The organism is Sphingomonas sp. H160509, from assembly GCF_024124765.2.
Taxonomy (GTDB): Bacteria; Pseudomonadota; Alphaproteobacteria; order Sphingomonadales; family Sphingomonadaceae; genus Sphingomonas.
On record NZ_JAMXSR020000002.1, the window covers coordinates 2,197,823 to 2,219,219 of the forward strand.

General features: G+C 66.1%; 15 protein-coding genes, 1 tRNA gene and 7 pseudogenes. 11 read left to right on the forward strand and 12 right to left on the reverse strand.

Annotation, left to right across the window (positions count from 1 at the left end; translation table 11 throughout):
- Positions 1-67: 67 nt before the first annotated feature.
- The gene (locus tag NHF48_RS12410) at positions 68-1,087 is read right to left on the reverse strand and encodes a fumarylacetoacetate hydrolase family protein (RefSeq protein ID WP_253071289.1); all 1,020 of its coding nucleotides are present in this window, start codon (positions 1,085-1,087) and stop codon (positions 68-70) included.
- 151 nt (positions 1,088-1,238) lie between these two features.
- On the opposite strand from NHF48_RS12410, the gene NHF48_RS25990 reads away from it, so the two are divergent.
- The 4 genes from NHF48_RS25990 to NHF48_RS12425 all read left to right on the forward strand — a co-directional run bounded on the left by NHF48_RS25990 (position 1,239) and on the right by NHF48_RS12425 (position 4,366).
- Positions 1,239-1,565: a DUF6894 family protein gene (locus NHF48_RS25990; protein ID WP_446741152.1), complete on the forward strand. Its 327-nt coding sequence runs from the start codon at positions 1,239-1,241 to the stop codon at positions 1,563-1,565.
- An 82-nt stretch (positions 1,566-1,647) separates the two neighbouring features.
- The gene (locus NHF48_RS12415; RefSeq protein WP_253071290.1) at positions 1,648-2,382 is read left to right on the forward strand and encodes a Crp/Fnr family transcriptional regulator; all 735 of its coding nucleotides are present in this window, start codon (positions 1,648-1,650) and stop codon (positions 2,380-2,382) included.
- 226 nt (positions 2,383-2,608) lie between these two features.
- On the forward strand, positions 2,609-4,042 hold the full coding sequence (locus NHF48_RS12420; protein WP_253071291.1) for a DEAD/DEAH box helicase: 1,434 nt from the start codon (positions 2,609-2,611) through the stop codon (positions 4,040-4,042).
- Between the two features lie 57 nt (positions 4,043-4,099).
- Complete coding sequence (locus tag NHF48_RS12425) at positions 4,100-4,366, forward strand: hypothetical protein (protein ID WP_132896051.1); 267 nt, start codon at positions 4,100-4,102, stop codon at positions 4,364-4,366.
- Between the two features lie 222 nt (positions 4,367-4,588).
- Here the strand turns inward: NHF48_RS12425 and NHF48_RS12430 are convergent, their stop codons facing one another.
- From NHF48_RS12430 to NHF48_RS12450, 5 genes and pseudogenes are all read right to left on the reverse strand, one after another.
- Complete coding sequence (locus NHF48_RS12430; protein ID WP_253071292.1) at positions 4,589-5,254, reverse strand: nitroreductase; 666 nt, start codon at positions 5,252-5,254, stop codon at positions 4,589-4,591.
- A gap of 112 nt (positions 5,255-5,366) precedes the next feature.
- The gene (hslU, locus tag NHF48_RS12435) at positions 5,367-6,662 is read right to left on the reverse strand and encodes an ATP-dependent protease ATPase subunit HslU (protein ID WP_253071293.1); all 1,296 of its coding nucleotides are present in this window, start codon (positions 6,660-6,662) and stop codon (positions 5,367-5,369) included.
- Positions 6,663-6,784: 122 nt separating this feature from the next.
- Positions 6,785-7,328, reverse strand: a pseudogene (gene hslV / locus NHF48_RS12440) (ATP-dependent protease subunit HslV).
- Positions 7,329-7,642: 314 nt separating this feature from the next.
- A pseudogene (locus tag NHF48_RS12445) lies at positions 7,643-7,876 on the reverse strand (3TM-type holin); the annotation flags it as partial.
- Positions 7,877-7,964: 88 nt separating this feature from the next.
- Positions 7,965-8,502 (reverse strand): annotated as a pseudogene (locus NHF48_RS12450) (glycoside hydrolase family 108 protein).
- A 534-nt stretch (positions 8,503-9,036) separates the two neighbouring features.
- On the opposite strand from NHF48_RS12450, the pseudogene NHF48_RS12455 reads away from it, so the two are divergent.
- Positions 9,037-11,320, forward strand: a pseudogene (locus tag NHF48_RS12455) (NADP-dependent malic enzyme).
- 211 nt (positions 11,321-11,531) lie between these two features.
- Here NHF48_RS12455 and NHF48_RS12460 read toward each other — a convergent pair.
- Both NHF48_RS12460 and NHF48_RS12465 read right to left on the reverse strand, forming a co-directional pair.
- A tRNA-Pro gene (locus tag NHF48_RS12460) sits at positions 11,532-11,609 on the reverse strand.
- Between the two features lie 93 nt (positions 11,610-11,702).
- Positions 11,703-12,011: a putative quinol monooxygenase gene (locus NHF48_RS12465; RefSeq protein WP_253071294.1), complete on the reverse strand. Its 309-nt coding sequence runs from the start codon at positions 12,009-12,011 to the stop codon at positions 11,703-11,705.
- A 170-nt stretch (positions 12,012-12,181) separates the two neighbouring features.
- Between NHF48_RS12465 and yajC the strand changes: the two genes are divergently transcribed.
- The 4 genes and pseudogenes from yajC to NHF48_RS12485 all read left to right on the forward strand — a co-directional run bounded on the left by yajC (position 12,182) and on the right by NHF48_RS12485 (position 15,412).
- Positions 12,182-12,526 carry a preprotein translocase subunit YajC gene (gene yajC, locus NHF48_RS12470; protein WP_056066746.1) on the forward strand — a complete coding sequence of 115 codons (345 nt, stop codon included), beginning with the start codon at positions 12,182-12,184 and terminating at the stop codon, positions 12,524-12,526.
- A pseudogene (secD, locus tag NHF48_RS12475) lies at positions 12,526-14,131 on the forward strand (protein translocase subunit SecD). The gene yajC and the pseudogene secD overlap by 1 nt, the downstream one beginning before the upstream one ends.
- 14 nt (positions 14,132-14,145) lie before the next feature.
- Entirely contained in the window at positions 14,146-15,111 is a 966-nt protein-coding gene (gene secF, locus NHF48_RS12480; protein ID WP_132737393.1) for a protein translocase subunit SecF, read from the forward strand.
- Between the two features lie 7 nt (positions 15,112-15,118).
- Complete coding sequence (locus NHF48_RS12485) at positions 15,119-15,412, forward strand: Mth938-like domain-containing protein (RefSeq protein WP_342454640.1); 294 nt, start codon at positions 15,119-15,121, stop codon at positions 15,410-15,412.
- A 221-nt stretch (positions 15,413-15,633) separates the two neighbouring features.
- Here the strand turns inward: NHF48_RS12485 and NHF48_RS25085 are convergent, their stop codons facing one another.
- The 3 genes and pseudogenes from NHF48_RS25085 to NHF48_RS12495 form a co-directional block, all read right to left on the reverse strand.
- Positions 15,634-16,284 (reverse strand): glycosyltransferase, encoded by a 651-nt coding sequence (locus NHF48_RS25085; RefSeq protein ID WP_342454748.1) that lies wholly within the window; start codon positions 16,282-16,284, stop codon positions 15,634-15,636.
- Positions 16,267-16,578 (reverse strand): annotated as a pseudogene (locus NHF48_RS25090) (glycosyltransferase); the annotation flags it as partial. The pseudogene NHF48_RS25090 and the gene NHF48_RS25085, both read right to left, overlap by 18 nt.
- 619 nt (positions 16,579-17,197) lie before the next feature.
- Complete coding sequence (locus NHF48_RS12495) at positions 17,198-17,860, reverse strand: class I mannose-6-phosphate isomerase (RefSeq protein ID WP_253071295.1); 663 nt, start codon at positions 17,858-17,860, stop codon at positions 17,198-17,200.
- Positions 17,861-18,179: 319 nt separating this feature from the next.
- Between NHF48_RS12495 and NHF48_RS12500 the strand changes: the two genes are divergently transcribed.
- Together NHF48_RS12500 and recN are read left to right on the forward strand one after the other, a co-directional pair.
- Positions 18,180-19,079, forward strand: a complete 900-nt coding sequence (locus tag NHF48_RS12500; protein ID WP_435368546.1) for an outer membrane protein assembly factor BamD — start codon at positions 18,180-18,182, stop codon at positions 19,077-19,079.
- An 80-nt stretch (positions 19,080-19,159) separates the two neighbouring features.
- Positions 19,160-20,826 (forward strand): annotated as a pseudogene (recN, locus tag NHF48_RS25095) (DNA repair protein RecN).
- Positions 20,827-20,961: 135 nt separating this feature from the next.
- Here the strand turns inward: recN and NHF48_RS12520 are convergent.
- Entirely contained in the window at positions 20,962-21,306 is a 345-nt protein-coding gene (locus NHF48_RS12520) for a hypothetical protein (protein WP_253071299.1), read from the reverse strand.
- Between the last annotated feature and the right edge of the window lie 91 nt (positions 21,307-21,397).

The window sequence follows — 21,397 nt, forward strand, 5'->3', positions numbered from 1 at the left end:
AGATTGCGAGGGGGGAGTTGCGCATTCACGATGTGCCGCGCGGATTTTTTCTCCCCCTGTGTTGGAATCAGCCGCCGACGGTCTGCTCGATGACCCCGAAGATCGGATGGCGCTTGTCGTCCTCAGCCCATATCCGCACGACATCGCCCTGCTTGAGGAACGGCGTGACGGGCTTGCCGCCCTGGATCGTCTCGATCGTCCGGACTTCAGCGAGACAGGAATAGCCGACGCCGCCCTCGGCAACCGACTTGCCGGGCCCACCATCGGGGCCGCGGTTCGAGACGGTGCCCGAACCGACGATCGTTCCCGCGCCCAGCTTCCGGGTCTTGGCGGCGTGCGCGACCAGCGTGCCGAAATCGAAGGTCATGTCCTCGCCCGCCTCGGCGCGACCGAGCGGCTGCCCGTTGAGATCGACCATCAGCTTGCGATGCAGCTTGCCGTCCTTCCACCAGTCGCCGAGCGAATCGGGCGTGACGAAGACGGGCGAGAACGCGCTGGCCGGCTTCGACTGGAAGAAGCCGAAGCCCTTGCCGAGTTCGCCGGGGATCAGGTTGCGCAAGGAGACGTCGTTGGTCAGCCCGACCAGCAGGATCGCCGCCAGCGCCTCGTCGCGACTCGCGCCGAGCGGGACGTCGCCGGTAACGACGACGACTTCGCCCTCCATGTCACAACCCCAGGACTCGTCGGCGAGCGGAATCGGATCGCGGGGCCCGAGGAACCCGTCCGAGCCACCCTGGTACATCAACGGATCGTGCCAGAAACTGTCGGGCATTTCCGCCGCACGCGCCTGTCGTACGAGCGCAACATGATTCACGTAGGCCGAGCCATCCGCCCATTGATACGCACGCGGCAAGGGCGACTCGGCATCATGCTCGTGGAATCGCCGCATCGGGATCATCTCGTGCTCGAGATCGGTCGACAAATTCTTGAGGTCGATCGAATGCCGGTCCCAGTCGTCGAGCGCGGCCTGCAGCGTCGGCGCGATGTGGCTCGCATCGGCATACCAGGCGAGGTCGTTGGAGACGACCACGAGCTTGCCGTCTCGTCCACGGATGGTGTCGGGATGCTTCAGGCTGGCCAGTTTCATGGGGCGGATCCTCTATATGTTTGTACGCATCCTACGCCCGTGACGGAGTTCAAGTCGAGCATGCCGCGTGCAGCAAACCTGATTTTGGTAAGAGCGGAGCCAATGTCGACCTGATAGGTTCGAACTTGCGTAACGGTCGAGGAAGGTAAGCATGCCCAGATACTTCTTCGATATCGACAACCATAAACACGTCAACGACGACGACGGCACGAATCTGGCGGACGACGAGGAAGCACGCGTTCAGGCGGTTATCTTCGCAGGTGATTATCTCAGCGATCATCCGGGGGATCGCACGCGACGGCGCTCGGTTCAGCGTAGCCGTCCGGAACGAGGCGGGCAGCGTTCTGCTCACGGTCACGGTGACGATCGACGAAACGAGCTAGCCGAACGGCTGGGCCTCGTTTTTCGCCGCGGTCCCGGCAATCGCCGCATAAATGTCATAACATGGGTTTTGTCGGCACGGTCAATCCTGGGATAAGGTGCGTATTGTTGCAACGCGCTATTCCAGAGAGGGTGACAGCGAGAAACGAGTGCTCCTGCACTGGATGCGGAGAGTGCACGTGGATATCTCCACCGTGACTGAGAAGGTGTTACGGAAGTTCGAATCGCGGATGGCGATGGGTGCGGACGATCGCGCGCAGATCGCGGCCTTGCCGTTCAAGGTGCGGACGATCGATGCGTCGACCTATATGCTGCGCGAAGGCCAGCGCCCGACGCGCTGCGCTTTCATTCTCGAGGGGCTGGCCTATCGGCAGAAGCTGACGCCGAACGGCGAGCGCGAGATCGTGTCGATCCTGATGCCGGGCGAGTTCGTCGATCTGCAGAACCTGTTCCTCGATGAATCCGATCATGACATCCAGGCGCTGACGCGACTGACGCTGGCCGAAGTGCCGATCGCGGCGCTGCGGCTCTTCATCGAGGCGTGTCCGGCGGCGGGCCAGGCCTTGTGGATAGACGCGCTGATCGAGTCGTCGATCCACCGCGAGTGGCTGTTGAATGTCGGGCGGCGCAATGCGCGGAGCCGGCTGGCGCATTTGCTGTGTGAATTTTCGGTGCGGTTCCAGAAATCGACGCTCGCCGATGCGATGGCGTATGAGTTGCCGATGACGCAGGAGCAGTTGGGCGATGCGCTTGGGCTCACCCCCGTACACGTCAATCGCGTGCTGAAATCGCTCGAGACCGACGGCCTGATCGCGCGCAAGAAGCGCCAGGTGAGCGTGATCGACTGGCCCCGCCTGCGCGATGCCGCCGAGTTCAACGAGCGCTATCTGCACCTTGGCCAGATCCGCCGCTGACCCCGCCATGGGTGCAAAAACGGGCCTAAGGTTGACTTTTCGACCGTGATACGCCAGATGGCCGCTATCGAGGCGTAATGCAGCGTGATTGGACCCTAGCCGGTCTTAGCTCCGCCTCGGTCGTTTCCAACGGGCTTCCCTTTTCACGCGGGGTGTCAAAACACCACCGCCCCTCGCGCGTCCTTGTGTGGATTCGCGAGCCCGGCATCTATTTGAGAGACTATTCATGTCATTTGCAAACCTCGGCCTTGCCGAGCCGCTCGTCCGTGCGCTCGAAGCCAAGGGCTATACCGAGCCGACGCCGATCCAGGCACAGTCGATCCCGATCCTGCTCGAGGGCGGCGATCTGCTCGGCATCGCGCAGACCGGCACCGGCAAGACCGCGGCGTTCGTGCTGCCGTCGATCCAGCGCCTGACCGAAACCCAGAAGCGCGTCCTGCCGACGCATTGCCGCATGCTGGTGCTCGCGCCGACGCGCGAACTCGCCAGCCAGATCGCCGACAGCGCCCGCGCCTACGGCCAGTTCAGCAAGATGTCGGTGACCACCGTGTTCGGCGGCACCAGCATCAACAAGAACCGCCAGGACCTGAGCCGCGGCGTCGACATCCTCGTCGCCACGCCGGGCCGCCTGATCGACCTGATCGAGCAGGGCTTCTGCAACCTGTCGATGATCGAGATCCTCGTGCTCGACGAAGCCGACCAGATGATGGATCTCGGCTTCATCCACGCGCTGAAGAAGATCGTCCGCATGCTGCCGAAGAAGCGCCAGACTTTGTTCTTCTCGGCGACGATGCCGGTCGCGATCCGCGAGCTGGCCAGCCAGTTCCTGCTCGACCCGAAGACGGTGTCGGTGAAGCCGGCTGCGACGACCGCCGAGCGCGTCGACCAGTATGTCACCTTCTGCAACCAGTCGGAGAAGCAGGCGCTGCTGACGATCACGCTGGCCGATCCGGCGATCGACCGCGCGCTCGTCTTCACGCGCACCAAGCATGGCGCCGACCGCGTCGTGAAGCTGCTGGCGGGTAACGGCATCGCGTCGAACGCGATCCACGGCAACAAGAGCCAGGGCCAGCGCGAGCGGGCTCTCGGCGAATTCAAGCAGGGCAAGGTCAAGGTCCTGATCGCGACCGACATCGCCGCACGCGGCATCGACGTCTCGGGCGTTTCGCACGTCATCAACTTCGAGCTGCCGAACGTCGCCGAGCAGTATGTCCACCGCATCGGCCGTACCGCGCGTGCGGGCGCCAGCGGCATCGCCGTCGCCTTCTGCGCGGACGACGAGAAGGCCTACCTGCGCGACATCGAGCGGATCACCCGCCAGAAGGTCCAGGTCCGGTCGCTGCCGGACGATTTCGTCAACCTGTCGAACCAGATCAAGCAGACGCGCGTGAAGACGATGGGCGCCGATCCCGAGGTCCGGATCGACCGTCCGCGCGATCCGGCACGTCCGCGCGCGACGCATTCGCCGCGGGCGACCGGTACGACCGGTCGCAACTATGCGGGTGCTAGCCGTGGTGGCCAGGGTGGCGGCGGCGGTCAGGGCGGCGGCGGTCGTCCGCAGGGCGGTGGTCGTCCCGGCGGCCAGGGCGGCGGTGGCCGTCCGGCTGGTGGCGGTGGCCGTGGTCCTGCACGTGGCGCGGGTTCGGGCCCGGCACGCTAAGGAGCATTCGTTAGCCTCGCGGGTTTGGTGTAGACCGGTCCCGCGAGGAGAATGCTCATGGACGTTTCCACTACACCTGTCGCCGAACGCGTCGCGCGCGTGCTGGCGGGACAGCGGATCAGCGCGAATGCCGGCGGCGATGCCGAGTCGGCTTCGCGGCTGATTGACGCGGCTTGGGCGGATTATCTTCCCGATGCGCTGGCGGTGCTGAAGACGTTGCGCGAGCCGGATAAGGCGATGGCTGCGGCGGGTGATCCGGCGGTCTGGGAGGCTATGATCCTTGCGGGGATCAAGGGGGCCAAGCCGGTGACGGTGGTCCTCTAGAAACTTGTTTCCCCGCGAAGGCGGGGACCCAGTCTGGGCACCCGCCTTCGCGGGTGAACAAGCTTTGCGACCGAAGAGATCGAGTGCGTGCACCACCCCGGCGGAGGCCGGGGCCCAATTGGCAAGGCCGACGTGACGAGGCGCTTCGCTCCGTTACCATCGTTACCCAATTGGCCCCGGCCTTCGCCGGAGTGGTGTTTTGGTTAGCGTCGATGGCTTAAATCAGCTGATCGTCGTCAGCCATTCCGCTTCGTCCGCGCGCTCCGTGCGCAACGCATTGGCAGGTGCCCTCTTGTCCTCGTAGCCGATCGCCATGCCGCAGAAGAGCATGCGGTCTTCGGGCATGTTCAAGACCCTGCCGACCGTTGCCGGATACATCGCCCAGCATTCCTGCGGGCAGGTGGCGAGGCCGGCGTCGACCGCGAGCAGCATCAGGTTTTGCAGGTACATGCCGAGGTCCGACCATTGCGGCGGGCCCATGCGCTTGTCGACGGTGCAGAAATACGCGGCGGGGGCGCCGAAGAAATCGAAGTTTCGGGCGAACCATTTCTGCCGCGCCGGCTTGTCGTCGCGGGGGATGCCGAGGTGGGCGTACATCGCTTCGCCGACGGCGTAGCGGCGGTCTCGGTATGGGGCGACGAGGTCTCGCGGGTAGACGTCGTAGGCTGGGGTTTCGGTTGCGCCGGTGGCGAGCGTGTCCGCCATCGTCGCCTTGAGGCGGACCAGCGGTTCGCCTTGGACGATGGCAACGTGCCAGGGTTGGAGATTGCCGCCGGTTGCTGCTCGGGACGCTTTTACCGCGATGTTGTGGAGGAGTGCGGGATCGACCGGCGTGTCGAGGAAACCGCGAACGGAACGGCGAGCGGCGATGGCTTCGGTCACGTCCATGGGTTCTCCTACGCATTTCCGTTTTCCTGCGTACGCAGGAACCCAGGGTTACGAGCGATGCCCTTTTATACCCTGGATTCCTGCGTTCGCAGGAAAACGTTAGGCCTGCCAATCACAGCACGAACCGGCTCAGGTCGGTGTTGCGGGCGATTTCCTTCAGCTGGCTGTCGACGTACGCGCCGTCGATAACGAGGTTCGAGCCGCCGCGGTCTTCGGCGTTGTAGCTTACTTCTTCGAGCAACTTTTCCATGACCGTCTGCAAACGCCGCGCGCCGATGTTCTCGATCTCCGAGTTCACCTCGGCGGCGATGCGCGCGATCGCGGCGATGCCGTTTTCGGTGAACTCGATGCCGACGCCTTCGGTCGCGATGAGCGCCTTGTATTGCAGCGGCAGCGACGCCTTGGTGTCCGACAGGATCGCGACGAAATCGGCTTCGGTGAGGCCTTTCAGTTCGACGCGGATCGGCAGCCGGCCCTGAAGTTCGGGGAGAAGGTCGCTCGGCTTGGCGACGTGGAACGCGCCGCTGGCGATGAAAAGGATGTGGTCGGTCTTCATCGGGCCATACTTGGTCGCAACCGTCGTGCCCTCGATTAGCGGGAGCAGGTCACGCTGGACGCCTTCGCGGCTGATCGAACCGCCGCGGCCGTCGGAAACCGCGATCTTGTCGATCTCGTCGAGGAAGACGATGCCGTTGGCCTCCGCGTCGGCCAGCGCCGCGCGGCTGACCTCGTCCTGGTCGAGGCGCTTGTCGGCCTCTTCCTCGACGAGCTTGTCCCAGGCCGCGTGGACGGTGAGCTTCCGGCGCTTCAATTGCTGGCCGCCGCCGAACGACTTCATCATCTCGCCGAGATTGATCATCTGCGGCGCGCCGCCGGGAATTTCGAACGGCGTGGTCGGCGCCTGCTCGACCTCGATCTCGACTTCGGCGGAGTTCAGATGACCGTCGAGGAAGCGCTGCTTGAAGCTTTCGCGCGTCGCGGTGCTCGAATCCTTGCCGACCAGTGCGTCGAGCAGGCGACCCATCGCCGCTTCTTCCGCCTTGTCCTTGACGGCGATGCGGCGCCGTTCCTTTTCGAGGCGGATGGCTTCCTCGACGAGGTCGCGGGCGATCTGCTCGACGTCGCGGCCGACATAGCCGACCTCGGTGAACTTGGTCGCCTCGACCTTCACGAACGGCGCGTCGGCGAGCTTGGCCAGACGGCGGCTGATCTCGGTCTTGCCGCAGCCGGTCGGTCCGATCATCAGGATGTTCTTGGGCGTGACCTCGTCGCGGAGGTCTTCGCTGAGCTGCTGGCGGCGCCAGCGGTTGCGCATCGCGACCGCGACCGCGCGTTTCGCGGCGGCCTGGCCGATGATGTGGGCGTCGAGCGCGGCGACGATTGCCTTCGGGGTGAGCTGGTCGTTCATTTTGTTACCTTCTCCCCTCCCGCTCGGGAGGGGTCGGGGGAGGGCGTGGCCGCAGCGGAAGGCTTGGGTGGGGGTATATTTCAGCCCCTCTTCCCTAGCCCCTCTCGCAAGCGGGAGGGGAATTAGCTAGTCGAATCCATCGTTTCGACCGTGAGGCGGTCGTTGGTGTAGACGCAGAGCTCGGACGCTATGCCCATTGCCTTGCGACACAGGACTTCGGCGTCGGTCTCGTATTCTACCAGCGCTCGGGCCGCGGCGAGCGCGTAGTTGCCACCGGAGCCGATCGCCGCGACGCCGTTCTCGGGTTCGAGGACGTCGCCGTTGCCGGTGAGGATCAGCGTGACGTCCTTGTCGGCGACGATCATCATCGCTTCGAGGTTGCGGAGGAACTTGTCGGTGCGCCAGTCCTTGGCGAGCTCGACCGCGGCGCGCAGGAGTTGGCCCTGATGCGCTTCAAGCTTGCGTTCGAGGCGTTCGAACAGCGTGAAGGCGTCGGCGGTCGCGCCGGCGAATCCGCCGATGACGCTGCCGTCACCTAGGCGGCGGACTTTGCGCGCGTTGGGTTTCATGACGGTCTGGCCCATCGAGACCTGGCCGTCGCCGATCACGACGACCTTGCCGCCGCGGCGGACCGGAGAGGATCGTGGTGCCGTGCCATGTCGGCATGGCGTGGTGGGGTCGTTGCTCATGGCAGCGATGTAGGGTTTGGTTTTGGGGGTGCAACGCCCCCTGCCCGAACGCGCGCCGTTCGTCGGCGGACCTCCCGTTCGTGTCGGCCATCCCACTTCCGTTCGTCCCGAGTAGCGATCGAGCTTGTCGAGAGCGCGTATCGAGGGATTGAGGTTGCGCGTGTCACCTGTACCTCGATACGCGCCCCTCGATACGCCCAAGGGGGCTACTCGGTCGCTACTCGGCACGAACGGGTGTGGGGAGTGCGAGCGATTTGTTCTTCGCGAATGACATCCCGGGACGGGCGCACTTCATCGCCCCTTCCCCCATTCTCGCGCCACCGTGTAGCCGAGATAGCCCGTGCCGAAGAGCGCGTAGAGCGGTTCGGGGATCGCGTTGAGGTACGCGGACATGCCCGCAGCGATCGCCTGAGCCATCTGCGGGCGGACCGCGGCGATCAGGCCTGCGGGGATCGCGCCGAGCAGCAATGCGTACATCACGTAGAGAAAGGTGGGGCGGGCGCGGGTGATCCAGGGGTCTGGTGCTGGATCAAGGGGTTGCGGGGTCATTGGCTGTCTCCGGCAATCTGGAAGTGCACAAAGTTCACACGCTGGGAGCGTTTTCGCAGAGGCCTCAGACGCGGTTCGCGAGCCAGCCGTAGAGGAAGGCTTCGTTCGCGGGACGGGTCTCGGCGAGCGCGACATAGCGTTCGCCTTGGAGGGCCTCGATCGCTTTCAGGAGCACGGTTTCGCCGCCGGGTTTGCGGCGGGCGAGGAAGGCTTCGAGCGCGGTGAGCGTGGCGGGGCCGATGCGGCCGTCCAGGATCATGTCCGGGTAGTCGGTGGCGCCGCGGTTCAGCGCGTTGAGGGCGCGCTGGAGGAAGGTGGCGGCGACTGCGGGGCCCATGTTGATGCCCGTGTCGAAGAGTTCTTCGGCGATTTTAGGGGCTCGGGGGGGCGATCTGGTCGAAGGCCGGGCGGGTCCAGTAGAGGCGGTGGTAGATGGTTTCCGCCTGGTCGCGGGGGAAGTTGCGCATGTCTCCGGGGTAGCCGTTGGTGCGGGCTACGCTTTCCGTGATGCCGTAGCGGGTGGGGCCGCCTCGGTCTGCGGGGTGGTTCGAGTAGCCGCCTTCGCGGTCGATGACGGCGTCGATGAGGTGGTCGATGGTCATGGCTGGCTCCCGGTTTTGTTGGGGGGCGAGCGAACCATATTGGTTTGTTGTAGGACAGGGGAATTTGGCGGATCATGCCCTGCATCGTTCCCTCACTTCCGCTCTCTACCGTTCCCCCGCGGAGGCGGGGGCCAGGGTTACGGCGGACGCCGCTCGTAATTCCTGGGCTCCCGCTTTCGCGGGAGAACCGAAAAGGGAGCCCGGCCCATCCGATTAGATCGCACCTCCCCGGCGGAGGCCGGGGTCCAGTTGGGGAACGGTGCTGAGGGAGGGCGGCGCTTCGTTACCCCCGACGTTCCAACTGGGCCCCGGCCTTCGCCGGGGTGGTGGCCAGTTCCCGGGTGGCATCCAGCTCTGGGGTGATGACCAGTTCCAGGGTAGCCAGCGTGCCCCCCCGCCACCCAAACCGACGCTACGTCCGCGCGGGGTTGGCGGATCGGTGTGCCTAAGGCTATGCGCTCCCTTGAACATTCGCCGCGGGCTCTGTCTGCGCGCCCACCCGGTCGCCGCCGCGGCCGACAGGTTAGGAAGACCATGGAAGACGATTTCCGCAAAGCCGCGCTCGATTATCACCGCTATCCAAAGCCCGGGAAACTCTCGGTCGAGGCGACCAAGCGGATGGCGACGCAGCGCGATCTCGCGCTTGCGTACTCGCCGGGCGTGGCTGCCGCGTGCGAGGAAATCGCCGCCGATCCGGACAAGGCGCGGGATTACACCGCGCGGGGCAACCTGGTTGCGGTCATCACCAACGGTACCGCGGTGCTCGGGCTCGGTGCGATCGGTGCGCTCGCGTCGAAGCCGGTGATGGAGGGCAAGGCGGTGCTCTTCAAGAAATTCGCCGGGATCGACTGTTTCGACATCGAGATCGACCAGCTCGACCCGCAGGCGTTCATCGAGGCGGTCCGCGTGCTCGAGCCGACCTTCGGCGGGATCAATCTCGAGGATATCAAGGCACCCGAATGCTTCGAGATCGAGACGAAGCTGCGCGAGCTGATGAACATCCCGGTGTTCCACGACGACCAGCACGGCACCGCGATCGTGTGTGCGGCGGCGGTCCGCAACGTGCTCGAACTGCGCGGCAAGCGGCTCGACCAGATGAAGCTGGTGACGTCGGGCGCGGGCGCGGCGGCGCTGGCGACGGTCGACCTGCTGGTGTCGATGGGGCTCAATCCCGAAAACGTCACGCTGACCGATATCGCCGGCGTCGTGCACAAGGATCGCGGCGACGTGATGCCGCCGAACATGGCGCGGTACGCGCGGACGACCAACGCGCGGACCCTGCCGGACGTTCTGGAGGGGGCGGACATCTTCCTCGGGCTGTCGGCGCCGCGCGTGCTGAAGCAGGAATGGCTGCATCTGCTCGCGCCCGATCCGCTGATCCTGGCGCTGGCGAACCCCGAGCCCGAGATCCAGCCGGCGCTGGTGCATGCGACGCGACCCGACGCGATCATCGCCACGGGCCGCTCGGATTTTCCGAACCAGGTCAACAACGTGCTGTGCTTCCCGTTCATCTTCCGCGGGGCGCTCGACGTCGGTGCGACCGAGATCAACGAGGCGATGAAGGTCGCGGCGGTCGACGCGATCGCGGCTCTCGCACGCGCGACGGCTTCCGATGTGGTGGTCACCGCTTACGGTGGCGCGACGCCGGTGTTCGGGCCGACCTACATCATCCCGAAGCCGTTCGATCCGCGGCTGATCCTGCATGTCGCGCCGGCGGTGGCGAAGGCGGCGATGGATTCGGGCGTGGCGACGCGGCCGATCGAGGATTTCGACGCGTATCTGCGCGACCTCGAAGTGTTCGTGTATCGCTCGGGCCAGCTGATGCGGCCGATCTTCGCGCGCGCCAAGCAGGCGGGGCGCTCGATCGCATATGGCGAGGGCGAGGACGACCGCACGCTGCGCGCGGTGCAGACGGTGATCGACGAAGGGATCGGGCGGCCGGTGCTGATCGGGCGGCGCGAGGTGATTGCCGAGAAGATCCAGTCGAGCGGACTGCGGATGGCGATCGGCACCGACGTCGAGGTGCTCGATCCGGGTACCGACCGCGAAGTGTTCGATCCGCTGCTTGCCGGGTATAACGCGCTGGTCGGTCGTCGCGGATCGCCGCCCGACAGCGCCGAGCGGGCGCTGCGGACTCGGCCGAGCGTGGCGGCGGCGATGCTGCTGCGCGAGGGGGCGCGTCGATGCGGCCTTGTGTGGTGGCATCGGCGACTGGTGGACGCAGATGACCTACGTCATGCCGCTGATCCCGCGGATGCCGGGCGTCTCGCGCCTGTATGCGATGTCGGCGGTGATCCTGCGCACCGGCAGTCTTTTCTTCTGCGATACGCATGTGACGGTCGATCCGACCGCCGAGCAAATCGCCGAGATGACTTTGCTCGCGGCCGAAGCGGTACGGGCGTTCGCGATCGAGCCGAAGGCGGCGTTGCTGTCGCATTCGAGCTTTGGTGCGTCGCGGTCGCCCTCGGCGCAGAAGATGCGCGCCGGGCATGCGTTGCTGAAGGACGCGGCGCCGGAGTTCGAGTTCGATGGCGAGATGCACGGCGATGCGGCGTTGTCCGAGGCGCTGCGGCGGCGGTTGGTCGCGGACAGCCCTTTGACCGGGTCGGCGAACCTGCTGGTGATGCCGAACATCGATGCGGCGAACATCGCGGTGTCGTTGCTGTCGGCATCGACCGAGTCGCTGCCGCTGGGGCCGATGCTGCTGGGGCTTGCCAAGCCGCTGCAGATGATGGTGCCTAGCGTGACCGCGCGGGGGATCGTGAACCTCAGCGCAGTGGCGGTGGGTCATGCGGCGACGGTGAGCGAGACGGCCTAAACCTTCTTCTGCCCCCCCCCCTGGCAGGGGGGGGTTGGGGGCGGGTCGGCTTCCGCCTGTTCGGACCGGTGGGGCTCGAGCCGGCCTACCCACCCCCAGCCCCCTCCCTTTCAGGGAGGGGAGCGCGGTTGTGGGCAGGGCGAGCGTCGCGCAAGAACCAACGCACGCCGCTTGGCCAGCAGCGCCGCGTCTTTTCATCGATGTAAGAAAATGGTCGGAGCGACAGGATTCGAACCTGCGACCCCCCACACCCCCAGTGTGGTGCGCTACCAGGCTGCGCTACGCTCCGACCGAACGGGCCGCATAGCAGCCCGAGCCGCGCGCTCTACGCAGGGTCGGCGCGCGATGCAAGTCGCAACGCCGCTCGCCCGCAAGAATTGCCTCAGTCGCCCATCAGCGTACGCCAGAAGCTGCCGTCATAGGCCTTCACGCTAACCTGCTCGATGGTGTACGCGCGCAGGGCGCGACCAAAGGCCTTCTGGTGTTCGGCCTGGCCGTGCGCGGCGATCGCCTCGGGACTCGCCCAGCGTTCGGAGATCCGGATCAGGTCGGGATCGACCAGGTCGAGCGCGAGATTGTAGAACTCGCAGCCGTCTTCCGCGGCGCAGGCGGCCATGTGCGCGATCAGCGTGTCGGCGATCTTCGCGCCGTCGCCTGCGGCCAGCTTGATATGTCCCATCACCAGAATCATCGCATCTCTCCTGTTTCGTGCCGGTTTCGCCGTGACTTCATCGTGGTCTCTACACGAACCGTCCGCGCCTGCGTCAGTTGCACGCGACATCAAGCGATGATAGCGGGCGGACCAATGCGACCGGCCGCGCGGCGCGCGAACCGAGCCACCCTTCACAGATACGGAACTCCATGTTCATCTCACCAGCATACGCCCAGGCCGCAGACGGCGCCGCCACGACGGCGGGAGGCGGGATCGCCTCGTTCCTGAGCCTCGCGCCGCTCTTCCTCGTGTTCGTCGTGTTCTATTTCCTGATGATCCGCCCGCAGCAAAAGCGCATGAAGGCGCTGCAGGCGTCGGTCGCGGCGGTGAAGAAGAACGACAGCGTCGTCACCTCGGGCGGGATCCTGGGCAAGGTGACCAAGGTCGAGGATAATGTCGTCGAGGTCGAGATCGCGCCGAATGTCCGCGTGCGCGTCGTCAAGGCGACGCTGACCGACATCACCAGCCCTAACACGAAGCCGGCGAACGACTGATGCTCGACTTCCCGCGCTGGAAAATCGGGTCGATCATCGGGTTGCTGGCGGCATTGTGCCTGCTGGCGATCCCGAGCTTCCTCCCCCGAGAGCACCACGAGCCAATGGGGGCGGATTCCGCATCCGCATATCAACCTCGGGCTCGATCTCGCCGGCGGCAGCTACCTGCTGCTCGAGGCGGATACCGCCGACCTCGCCGCGACGCGGATCGAGGCGATGCGCGACAGCGTCGCGGGGACGATGCGCAACGGGACGCCGCGGATCGAGATCGGCGACATTTCGACGCGGGGCGGCCAGCTGACCTTCCTGCTGCGTGATCCGAGCCAGGTCGATGCGGCGCGCGAGCGCCTGCTGGCGATCACCGGCGGTGGCGCCGGGATGAGCGGCCAGCGCGAATGGGACATCACCGTCGTCGACACGAGCCGGTTCGTGCTCAAGCCGACCCAGGCCGGCCTGACCCAGGCGGTCGACACCGCGATGAAGGACGCGACCGAAGTCGTCCGTCGTCGTATCGACGCGCTCGGCACCAAGGAGCCGACGATCGTTCGCCAGGGCGCGACGCGGATCGTGGTGCAGGTGCCGGGGCTAAAGAACCCGCAGGCGCTGAAGGAGCTGATCGGCAAGACCGCCAAGCTCGAGTTCAAGCTGGTCGACGAGACCGCGAACCCGGCTGACCTGGTCAAGGGGATCGCCCCGGTCGGCAGCCAGGTGCTGCCGTATCCGGGCAACCCGCGCGGCGTGCCGTTCATCGCGGTCAAGCGATCGGTGATCATCTCGGGCGACCAGCTCGCCGATGCGCGCCAGGAGTTCGAACCGCAGACCAACGCGCCGCAGGTGGCGATCACGTTCGACGCGGTCGGCGGCCGACGCTTCGCCAAGGTGACGACCGAGAACACCAACAAGCCGTTCGCGATCATCCTCGACAATTCGGTGATCTCTGCGCCCAACATCAACGAGCCGATCCTCGGCGGTCGTGCGTCGATCTCGGGCAACTTCACCGTCGAGTCGGCCAATGCACTGGCGATCTCGCTGCGGTCGGGCAAGCTGCCGGTCAATTTGAAGACGATCGCCGAGAGCACCGTCAGCCCCGATCTCGGCAAGGATTCGATCCGCGCTGGCGTGCTCGCGTCGATCGTCGCCGCGCTGCTCGTGATCGTGTTCATGTTCGTCACCTATGGCCGGTTCGGCCTGTATGCGAACCTCGCGGTGGTCATCAACATCCTGGTCATCGTCGCGGTCATGGCGATGCTGAACGCGACGCTGACGCTGCCGGGTATCGCCGGGTTCGTGCTGACGATCGGTACCGCGGTCGATGCCAACGTGCTGATCAACGAGCGTATTCGCGAAGAGCGGCGACGCGGGCGTAGCGTCGTCCAGTCGGTCGAGCTCGGCTACAAGGAAGCATCGCGGACGATCTTCGAGGCCAACGTGACGCACGCCATCACCGGCGTGATCATGCTGCTGCTCGGCTCGGGTCCGGTGAAGGGCTTCGCGGTCGTGCTGCTGATCGGGATCTGCACGTCGGTGTTCACCGCCGTCACGTTCACGCGGATGATGGTCGCGCTGTGGCTGCGGAAGAACCGCCCCACCACGATCAATATTTGAGGCGGGAGATTACCATGCGCCTGCTGAAACTCGTACCCGACAACACGAACCTGAAGTTCGTCTCGCTCCGCAAATGGGCGTTCGGGCTGACCCTGCTACTGTCCCTGCTCGCGATCGGGCTGGTCGTGACGAAGGGCCTCAACATGGGCGTCGACTTCGTCGGCGGCGTCCTGATCGAGGAGAAGTTCGCGACCCCGCCGTCGATCGACGCGGTCCGTACCGAAGTCGACCGTCTCGGCGTCGGCGAAGCGTCGATCCAGTCGTTCAGCGATCCCAAGACGCTGTCGATCCGCCTGCCCGTGCCCGCGGGCGATGAAGGCGCGACCAACCGCCTCGTCAAGAAGGTGTCGGACGACCTCGCGGTGAAGTTCCCCGGGGCGACCTTCTCGAAGTACGACACGATCTCGGGCAAGGTCTCGGACGAACTGATCAGCAAGGGGCTGCTCGCGGTCGGCCTCGCGATCCTGGGCATCGCGCTGTTCGCGGTGGTGCGGTTCGAGTGGCAGTTCGGCGTCTCGACCGTCGTCGCGATCGTCCACGATCTGTTGATGACGCTCGGCTTCTTCGCGCTGACGCAGTTCGAGTTCGACCTGAACATCGTCGCGGCGGTGCTGACGATCATCTCGTATTCGATCAACGACAAGATCGTGATCGACGACCGTATCCGCGAGAATATGCGCCGGTACCGGAAGATGGACATGCGCGAGATCATCGACCTGTCGGTGAACGAGACGCTGCCGCGTACCGTGATGACCTCGGTGACGATCCTGCTCGCGCTGGTCGCGATGCTGGTGCTCGGCGGCCATGTGCTGCGCGGGTTCACCGCGGCGATGATCCTGGGTATCGTCGTCGGGACCTACTCGTCGATCTACGTGTCGTCGTCGCTGCTGATCACGCTGGGTCTGCGGGCCGACCCTGCTCCGCGCAAGGGCGGCGTGCAGGACGGCGCCGAGCGGGTTGGTCCGAAGGTCGAGCGTTGATCACATCATGAGGATGGACCGCGAGAAGACCGATGGGCCGATGATCTCGGCGATCGGTCGGGCCGGGTTCAAGGTCGACGACGGGTATTATACCGCTTTGTCGATAAGTCCCGAGCGTGCGGATGGCTGGGAGCCGCCGGCGTTCGAAGCGCTCGGCGAGGCGGACGTGGCGGCCTTGCTGGCGGTTGATCCGCCGCCGGAGTTCCTGTTGTTGGGTACCGGTTCCGCGCTTCGCCAGCCGCCGCTTGCGTTCAAGAAGGCGGTCGAGGCACGGGGGGTTCGGGATCGAGGCTATGGATAGCCGGGCTGCCGCCTCGGGCTTGGGCGGTTCTGCGTGGTGAGGGTCGCTGGATCGTGGCGGCGTTGTACCCGCTCGAGGGGTGATCTGAGGCTGCCGATCCTCCCCCGCCATTGGGAGTTGTCGCCGTAGGTGACGGAGGAGGAGCACGCGCAACCGACGTTTCCCTTTCCTCCCCCTCCGTCTGGCAAGGGCCAGCCACCTCCCCCTGGCGGGGGAGGATTCTAAATTCGGTGTTCCGCGGCCAGCGTTGCGAGGTGCTCGTAGAGCGCGGTGGTGTTGGCTTCCCAGGTGAAGCTGGTGACCGTGGCGCGGGTGGTTTCAGGCGCAGGAGGATCGGCTAGAAGCGCGCCGATCGCGGCGGCGAACGCTAGCGGGTCGCCGATCGTGACTCGGCCTGCTTCCGGCGATGTCACCACGTCATGCGCGCCGCCGGCGTCGGTGATGACGATGGGTGTACCGCAGGCAAGCGATTCGACCCAGGCGTTGGCGAGGCCTTCGGACTCGGAGGCAAGCGCGCTGACATCGGCAGCGGCGATCAGCTTCGGGATTTCGGCGTGCGGCACGGCGCCCAGCAGGCGGACGCGGTTGGCTATGCCGAGTCGTGCGATCTGCGCTTCCAGTGTCGCGCGCGCGGGGCCCTGTCCTGCGATGAGCAAAGTGACGCCGGGGAGCGCGGCGACCGCGTCGATGACGATGTCGTGGCCCTTGCGCGGGATCAGCGCGCCGACCGAGACGACCAATGGGCCGGCGACGCCGAGGGCTCCCTTGGCGGCGGCGCGATCGACGGGATGGAAGCGGTCCTGGTCGACGCCGGTGTGGTGGACGCGGATGCGGTCGGCCGGCAAGCCCATCGCGACCATGTCGGCCTTCATTGCGGCGCTGACCGCGAGCATGCCCGTGGCGTTGCGGCCTGCGGCGCGGACCTGCGCGGCGGTGGCGGGTGCGTTGCCCCAGATGTGGATGTCGGACCCGCGCGCCTTGATCGAGACGGGGACGCCGTAGCGCTTGCCGAGCGCGACCGCGGCAGGGCCGTCGGGGAAGAAGAACGAGGCGTCGATGACGTCGAACGCGAAGTTTTCGCGGATCGTGTCGAGGACGGGGATGAGCGCGCGCTGCAACGCTGCGGCGTGGTGGCGGCCCCTGGAGGAACGGGCGGACGGTGAAGCGCGGGCGGTGGAGGTCGATGCCCTTCCAGCGTTCGTGCGTCGCGAGCGTGGCGAGGGTCGCGTAGTGGCCGAGGCGGCGGAGCGGGCCTGGCGGGAGGCCTATCGGTGCTACCGCTTGCAATGAAACGTCGGGGTGCGCGGCGAGGCCGAGCGTCTGGCGTTCGACGAAGACGCCGAAATTGGGGCGGGTCGCATCCGGGAACAGGGTGGAGAGGGTTAGGATGCGGAGCATGGACTGGGGGTTACAGGGGGTGGGTTAATGCGGGGTGAGTTTGGGGCTCGATGTCGTGGAACGCGAACTTGCTCACAAGACTCCACCCCGGCGGAGGCCGGGGCCCAGTTGGGGGACGTAACTAACGGAGCGTGGTTCTCCATTATTGCCACCTTTCCACCTGGGCCCCGGCCTTCGCCGGGGTGGAGTTCATGTGAGGAATGGTTGCCCTCGATTACATTGTTTCTCCGCGAAGGCGGGGACTCAGACTGGGCTCCCGCCTTCGCGGGAGAACAAGGAGGTGGGACGTGAAGGTGCCCTCAGATTCGCTTCGCCAGCGGATACGCGAACAGAACGTCCGCATCCGCACTCGTCGAGACCGTCTCGCTGCCCGTCATCGTTGCGCATTCACCGGCCTTGAACGCGACGCCAGCGACATCGCCCGATCCGGTGATCGGGATCACCCAGCCGGTCGTGCCTTCGGGCAGGTTGACGACGTGGTCGCCGCCCCTTCCAGCGCTCGAGCACGAACTTGGGGCCTTCGACCATGATCGTGCGGCCGGTCTCGACTTCGATCGGCGGCGCGACGGGGACGTAGGGCGTGGGGTCGGCGACCTCGATGCCGTCCTTGAGGTGCAGCTCGCGGTCGCTGCCGTAATCGTAGAGGCGGTAAGTGGTCTCGGAGTTCTGCTGGACCTCGATCACCGTCAGGCCGCCACCGATCGCGTGGATCGTGTCCGACGCGCAATACATGAAGTCGCCCGACTTGACCGGCTTCCAGTCGAGCTTGTCCTCGATCGTGCCGTCGATTGCCGACTGCCGGAGTTCGTCCTTCGAGATCGGCTGCTTCGTGCCGACCGCGATCGTCGAGGTCGGCTCGGCAGCGAGGACCGTCCAGCACTCATCCTTGCCGCGCGGCAGGCCGCGGGAATGTGCCTGTTCATCGTTGGGATGGACCTGGACCGAGAGCTTCTCGCTGGTGAACAGATATTTGATCAGCAGGTCGGGGGGTGGTGTTGCCGGGCTCCTGGAACCAGACTTCGCCGATCGGCGGCGTACCGGGGGCGGCATCCTCGAAACCGGGCCAGAGCGTGTCGCGACCCCAGGGCTTCTCGACGCGGTGGGTATGCAGCAGGGTGGCGGGCATGGGATATCCTCGACTGGAATGACGGGTCGGCAACGCACGACTATTGCCGTGTGATCCGGCTCACGGAAACCCCCATGGTCGGCAACCGCGGAGCCGGTATTCAGGCGCCGAACGGGGGTGGCGAAAGGGATTGTTCGCGAAGCCCCGCATACGCTAAGGACAACGCCGATGCGTATCCCCCAGTCCCTTCCGAGCATGTCGCGTGCCTTTGCTGTCACGCTCATCGCAGCGCTTGCGCTCCCCATGGCCGGTTGTGCGGGTCGTTCCGCCAAGGGCGACTTGCCCTATGTCGCGCGCGACGTGGGAACGCTGTACTCGACCGCCAAGGCGCGCCTCGACCAGGGGCGCTACAAGGAGGCGGCGCAGCTGTTCGACGAGGTCGAGCGCCAGCATCCCTATTCGATCTGGGCGCGCCGCGCGCAGATCATGTCGGCGTTCAGCTATTACCTCGCCAAGGACTACACCGCGTCGATCAGCTCGGCGCAGCGTTTCCTCGCGGTGCATCCGGGTAACCGCGACGCACCCTACGCCTATTACCTGATCGCGCTCGGCTATTACGAGCAGATCACCGACGTGACGCGCGACCAAAAGATCACGCGCCAAGCGCTCGATTCGCTCGGCGAGCTGATGCGTCGCTATCCGAACACGCGTTACGCATCGGATGCACGGCTGAAGATCGATCTGGTCAACGACCATCTCGCCGGCAAGGAGATGGAGATCGGGCGGTTCTACGAAACGCGCGGCCAGTGGCTCGCAGCGAACGGCCGCTTCCGCACCGTGATCGACAAGTTCCAGCAGACCACGCACACGCCCGAGGCGCTGATGCGGCTGACCGAGACGTATCTGCAGCTCGGCGTGCCGATCGAGGCCGAGAAGGCCGCCGCGGTGCTGGGCCGCAACTATCCAGGCACCGACTGGTACGATCACGCCTACAAGCTGATGCAGGACCATCCGGTGAAGCCGATCGCACCACTGGCACCGGGCGAGCCAGTCGTGCCGACGGGAACCGCAGGCACGCCGGGTACCGGGGCGCTGGAGCTTCCGAAGGCGAATGGCAACACCGGTGGTACGGGCGCGGGCAGTGTTTCCAGCCCCGCACCCGTCGGTCCGGGCAGCGCGACGCGGACCGGCCCCGGCAACTGATCGCAGAATACGCCATGAGAACCCGGGCGTGAGAACAATGGGGGATCAACTTCGCGTGCGGATCGTCTAAGACGCGCGGGATGCTGACCGATCTTTCCATTCGCGACGTGGTGCTCATCGAGGCGCTGGATCTGGGATTCGGCGAAGGGCTAGGCGTGCTGACCGGCGAGACCGGCGCGGGCAAGTCGATCCTGCTCGACGCTCTAGGGCTGGCGCTGGGCGGGCGTGGCGACAGCGGGCTGGTGCGGCATGGCGCTGCTCAGGCTGTCGTGACCGCGACGTTCGATGCCCCTGCCCCCCGAATCGCCGCTCGCGATGTTGTTCGACGAGAACGGGCTGGAGATCGAGCACGGCGAGCCGTTGATCGTGAAGCGGATCGTCAAGGCGGACGGCGGCAGTCGCGGGTTCGTCAACGACCAGCCGGCGTCGGCGGGGCTGCTGCGCGAGATGGCGCCGCACCTGGTCGAGATCCACGGGCAGCATGACGAGCGCGGATTGCTGAATGCGCGCGGGCATCGGGCGCTGCTGGATATTTTCGGGCGGACCGAGCCTGGGGCTACCGGGAAGGCGTACGCTGCGTTTCGGGCGGCCGAAGCGGAGTTGGCGGCGGCTCGCGCGGATATCGAAACGGCGGCGCGGGATCGCGAGTGGCTGGAGCATACGGTTGCCGAACTGACCGCGCTGGCGCCTGTCGCGGGCGAGGAGGAGACGCTGGCGGATACGCGGCGGTCGATGCAGCGCGCGGAGAAGATCGCGGACGACCTGGCGGCGATCGACGATTTTCTCGAGGGCAAGGACGGCGGGATGGCGAAGCTTCGCCAGGCCGCGCGCGTGCTCGAGCGGATCGCGGAGGATCATGTCGCGCTGGGCAATGCGCTGGCGGCGGTCGATCGCGCGGTGATCGAGGCTTCGGTGGCGGAGGAGAGCCTGCGCGATGCTCGGGCGGAGATGGCGTATGATCCCCGCGCGCTGGAGGATGACGAGGCGCGGTTGTTCGAGCTTCGGGCGATGGCGCGCAAGCACCGCGTGCAGCCGGATGATTTGGCGGCGCTGGCGGACGAGATGCGCGCGCGGCTGGAACGGCTGGATGCGGGCGAGGGTGGGATCGCGAAGATCGAGGCACGCGTGGCGTCGGCTCTGGAAGGCATTCGATGCGGCGGCCGATGCTTTGACGAAGCGGCGGTTGGCGGCAGCGAAACGCCTCGACGTGGCGGTTGCGGGTGAGTTGGCGCCGTTGAAGCTGGATGCGGCTCGGTTCCAGACCGTCGTTGCGCCGCTGGGTGAAGAGGGCTGGTCGGCGGCAGGCAAGGACCGCGTCGAGTTCGAGATCTCGACCAATCCCGGTGCGCCGTTCGCCGCGCTGACGAAGATCGCGTCGGGCGGCGAATTGTCGCGCTTCATCCTCGCGCTGAAGGTCGCGCTGGCGGAAGAGGGCGGCGCGTCGACGATGGTGTTCGACGAGATCGACCGCGGCGTCGGCGGGGCGGTGGCGAGCGCGATCGGCGAACGACTCGCGCGGCTGGCGCTGAGCACGCAGCTGCTGGTGGTGACGCACAGCCCGCAGGTTGCGGCGCGCGGGGCGAAGCATCTGTTGATCGCCAAGAGCAGCGACGGCACGGTCACGCGGACCGGCGTGCGCGCTTTGTCCGAGGACGAGCGGCGGGAGGAGATCGCACGGATGCTGTCCGGCGCGCAGATTACCGATGAGGCGCGGGCTCAGGCGGAGCGGTTGCTCGAGCGCGCCTGAGGTTTACGGTTCTAGGCTCGACTTCGCGAAGCCAATACCATTCCCCTGCGAGGCGGGGATCCAGGATACCACCCGCAGCGCCTGTAACCCTAGATTCCCGCGTTCGCGGGAGAACGGTGCCGCGAAAGGCTAATCTCAGGGCATCGCCTGCCGCGGGTGACCCAAGTGAATCTTCAGCACTGGCACGACGATGTAATCGCCGCCGACTTTGCGCAGTCCGTGCAGCGCCCGACTACCGAACGCGCCGTCTTCGTGGATCACCGCACGGACCGGTGCCTGTTCGGTTTGGATCATGTCGTCGAGCCCGGCGGCACTGGCGTCCGAGCGCGGCCACAGCGATTGCTGAACGCGGTCGTCCGCGGACGAATCGTCGTTCCAGTCATAGCCGATCGCCGGGGGCGGCTCAGGGGAGACGTGAGTCTGCTGGGCGGCGGCGGGGGCAGCAAAGACTATGGCGACGATCGTAACTGCTGTCTTCATCGCACCCCCGATTCCACCCCGGCGAAGGCCGGGACCCAGTTGGCAAAGTTAGTTGGGGAACACGGTGCTCCCTTACAACGACCTTGCCAAC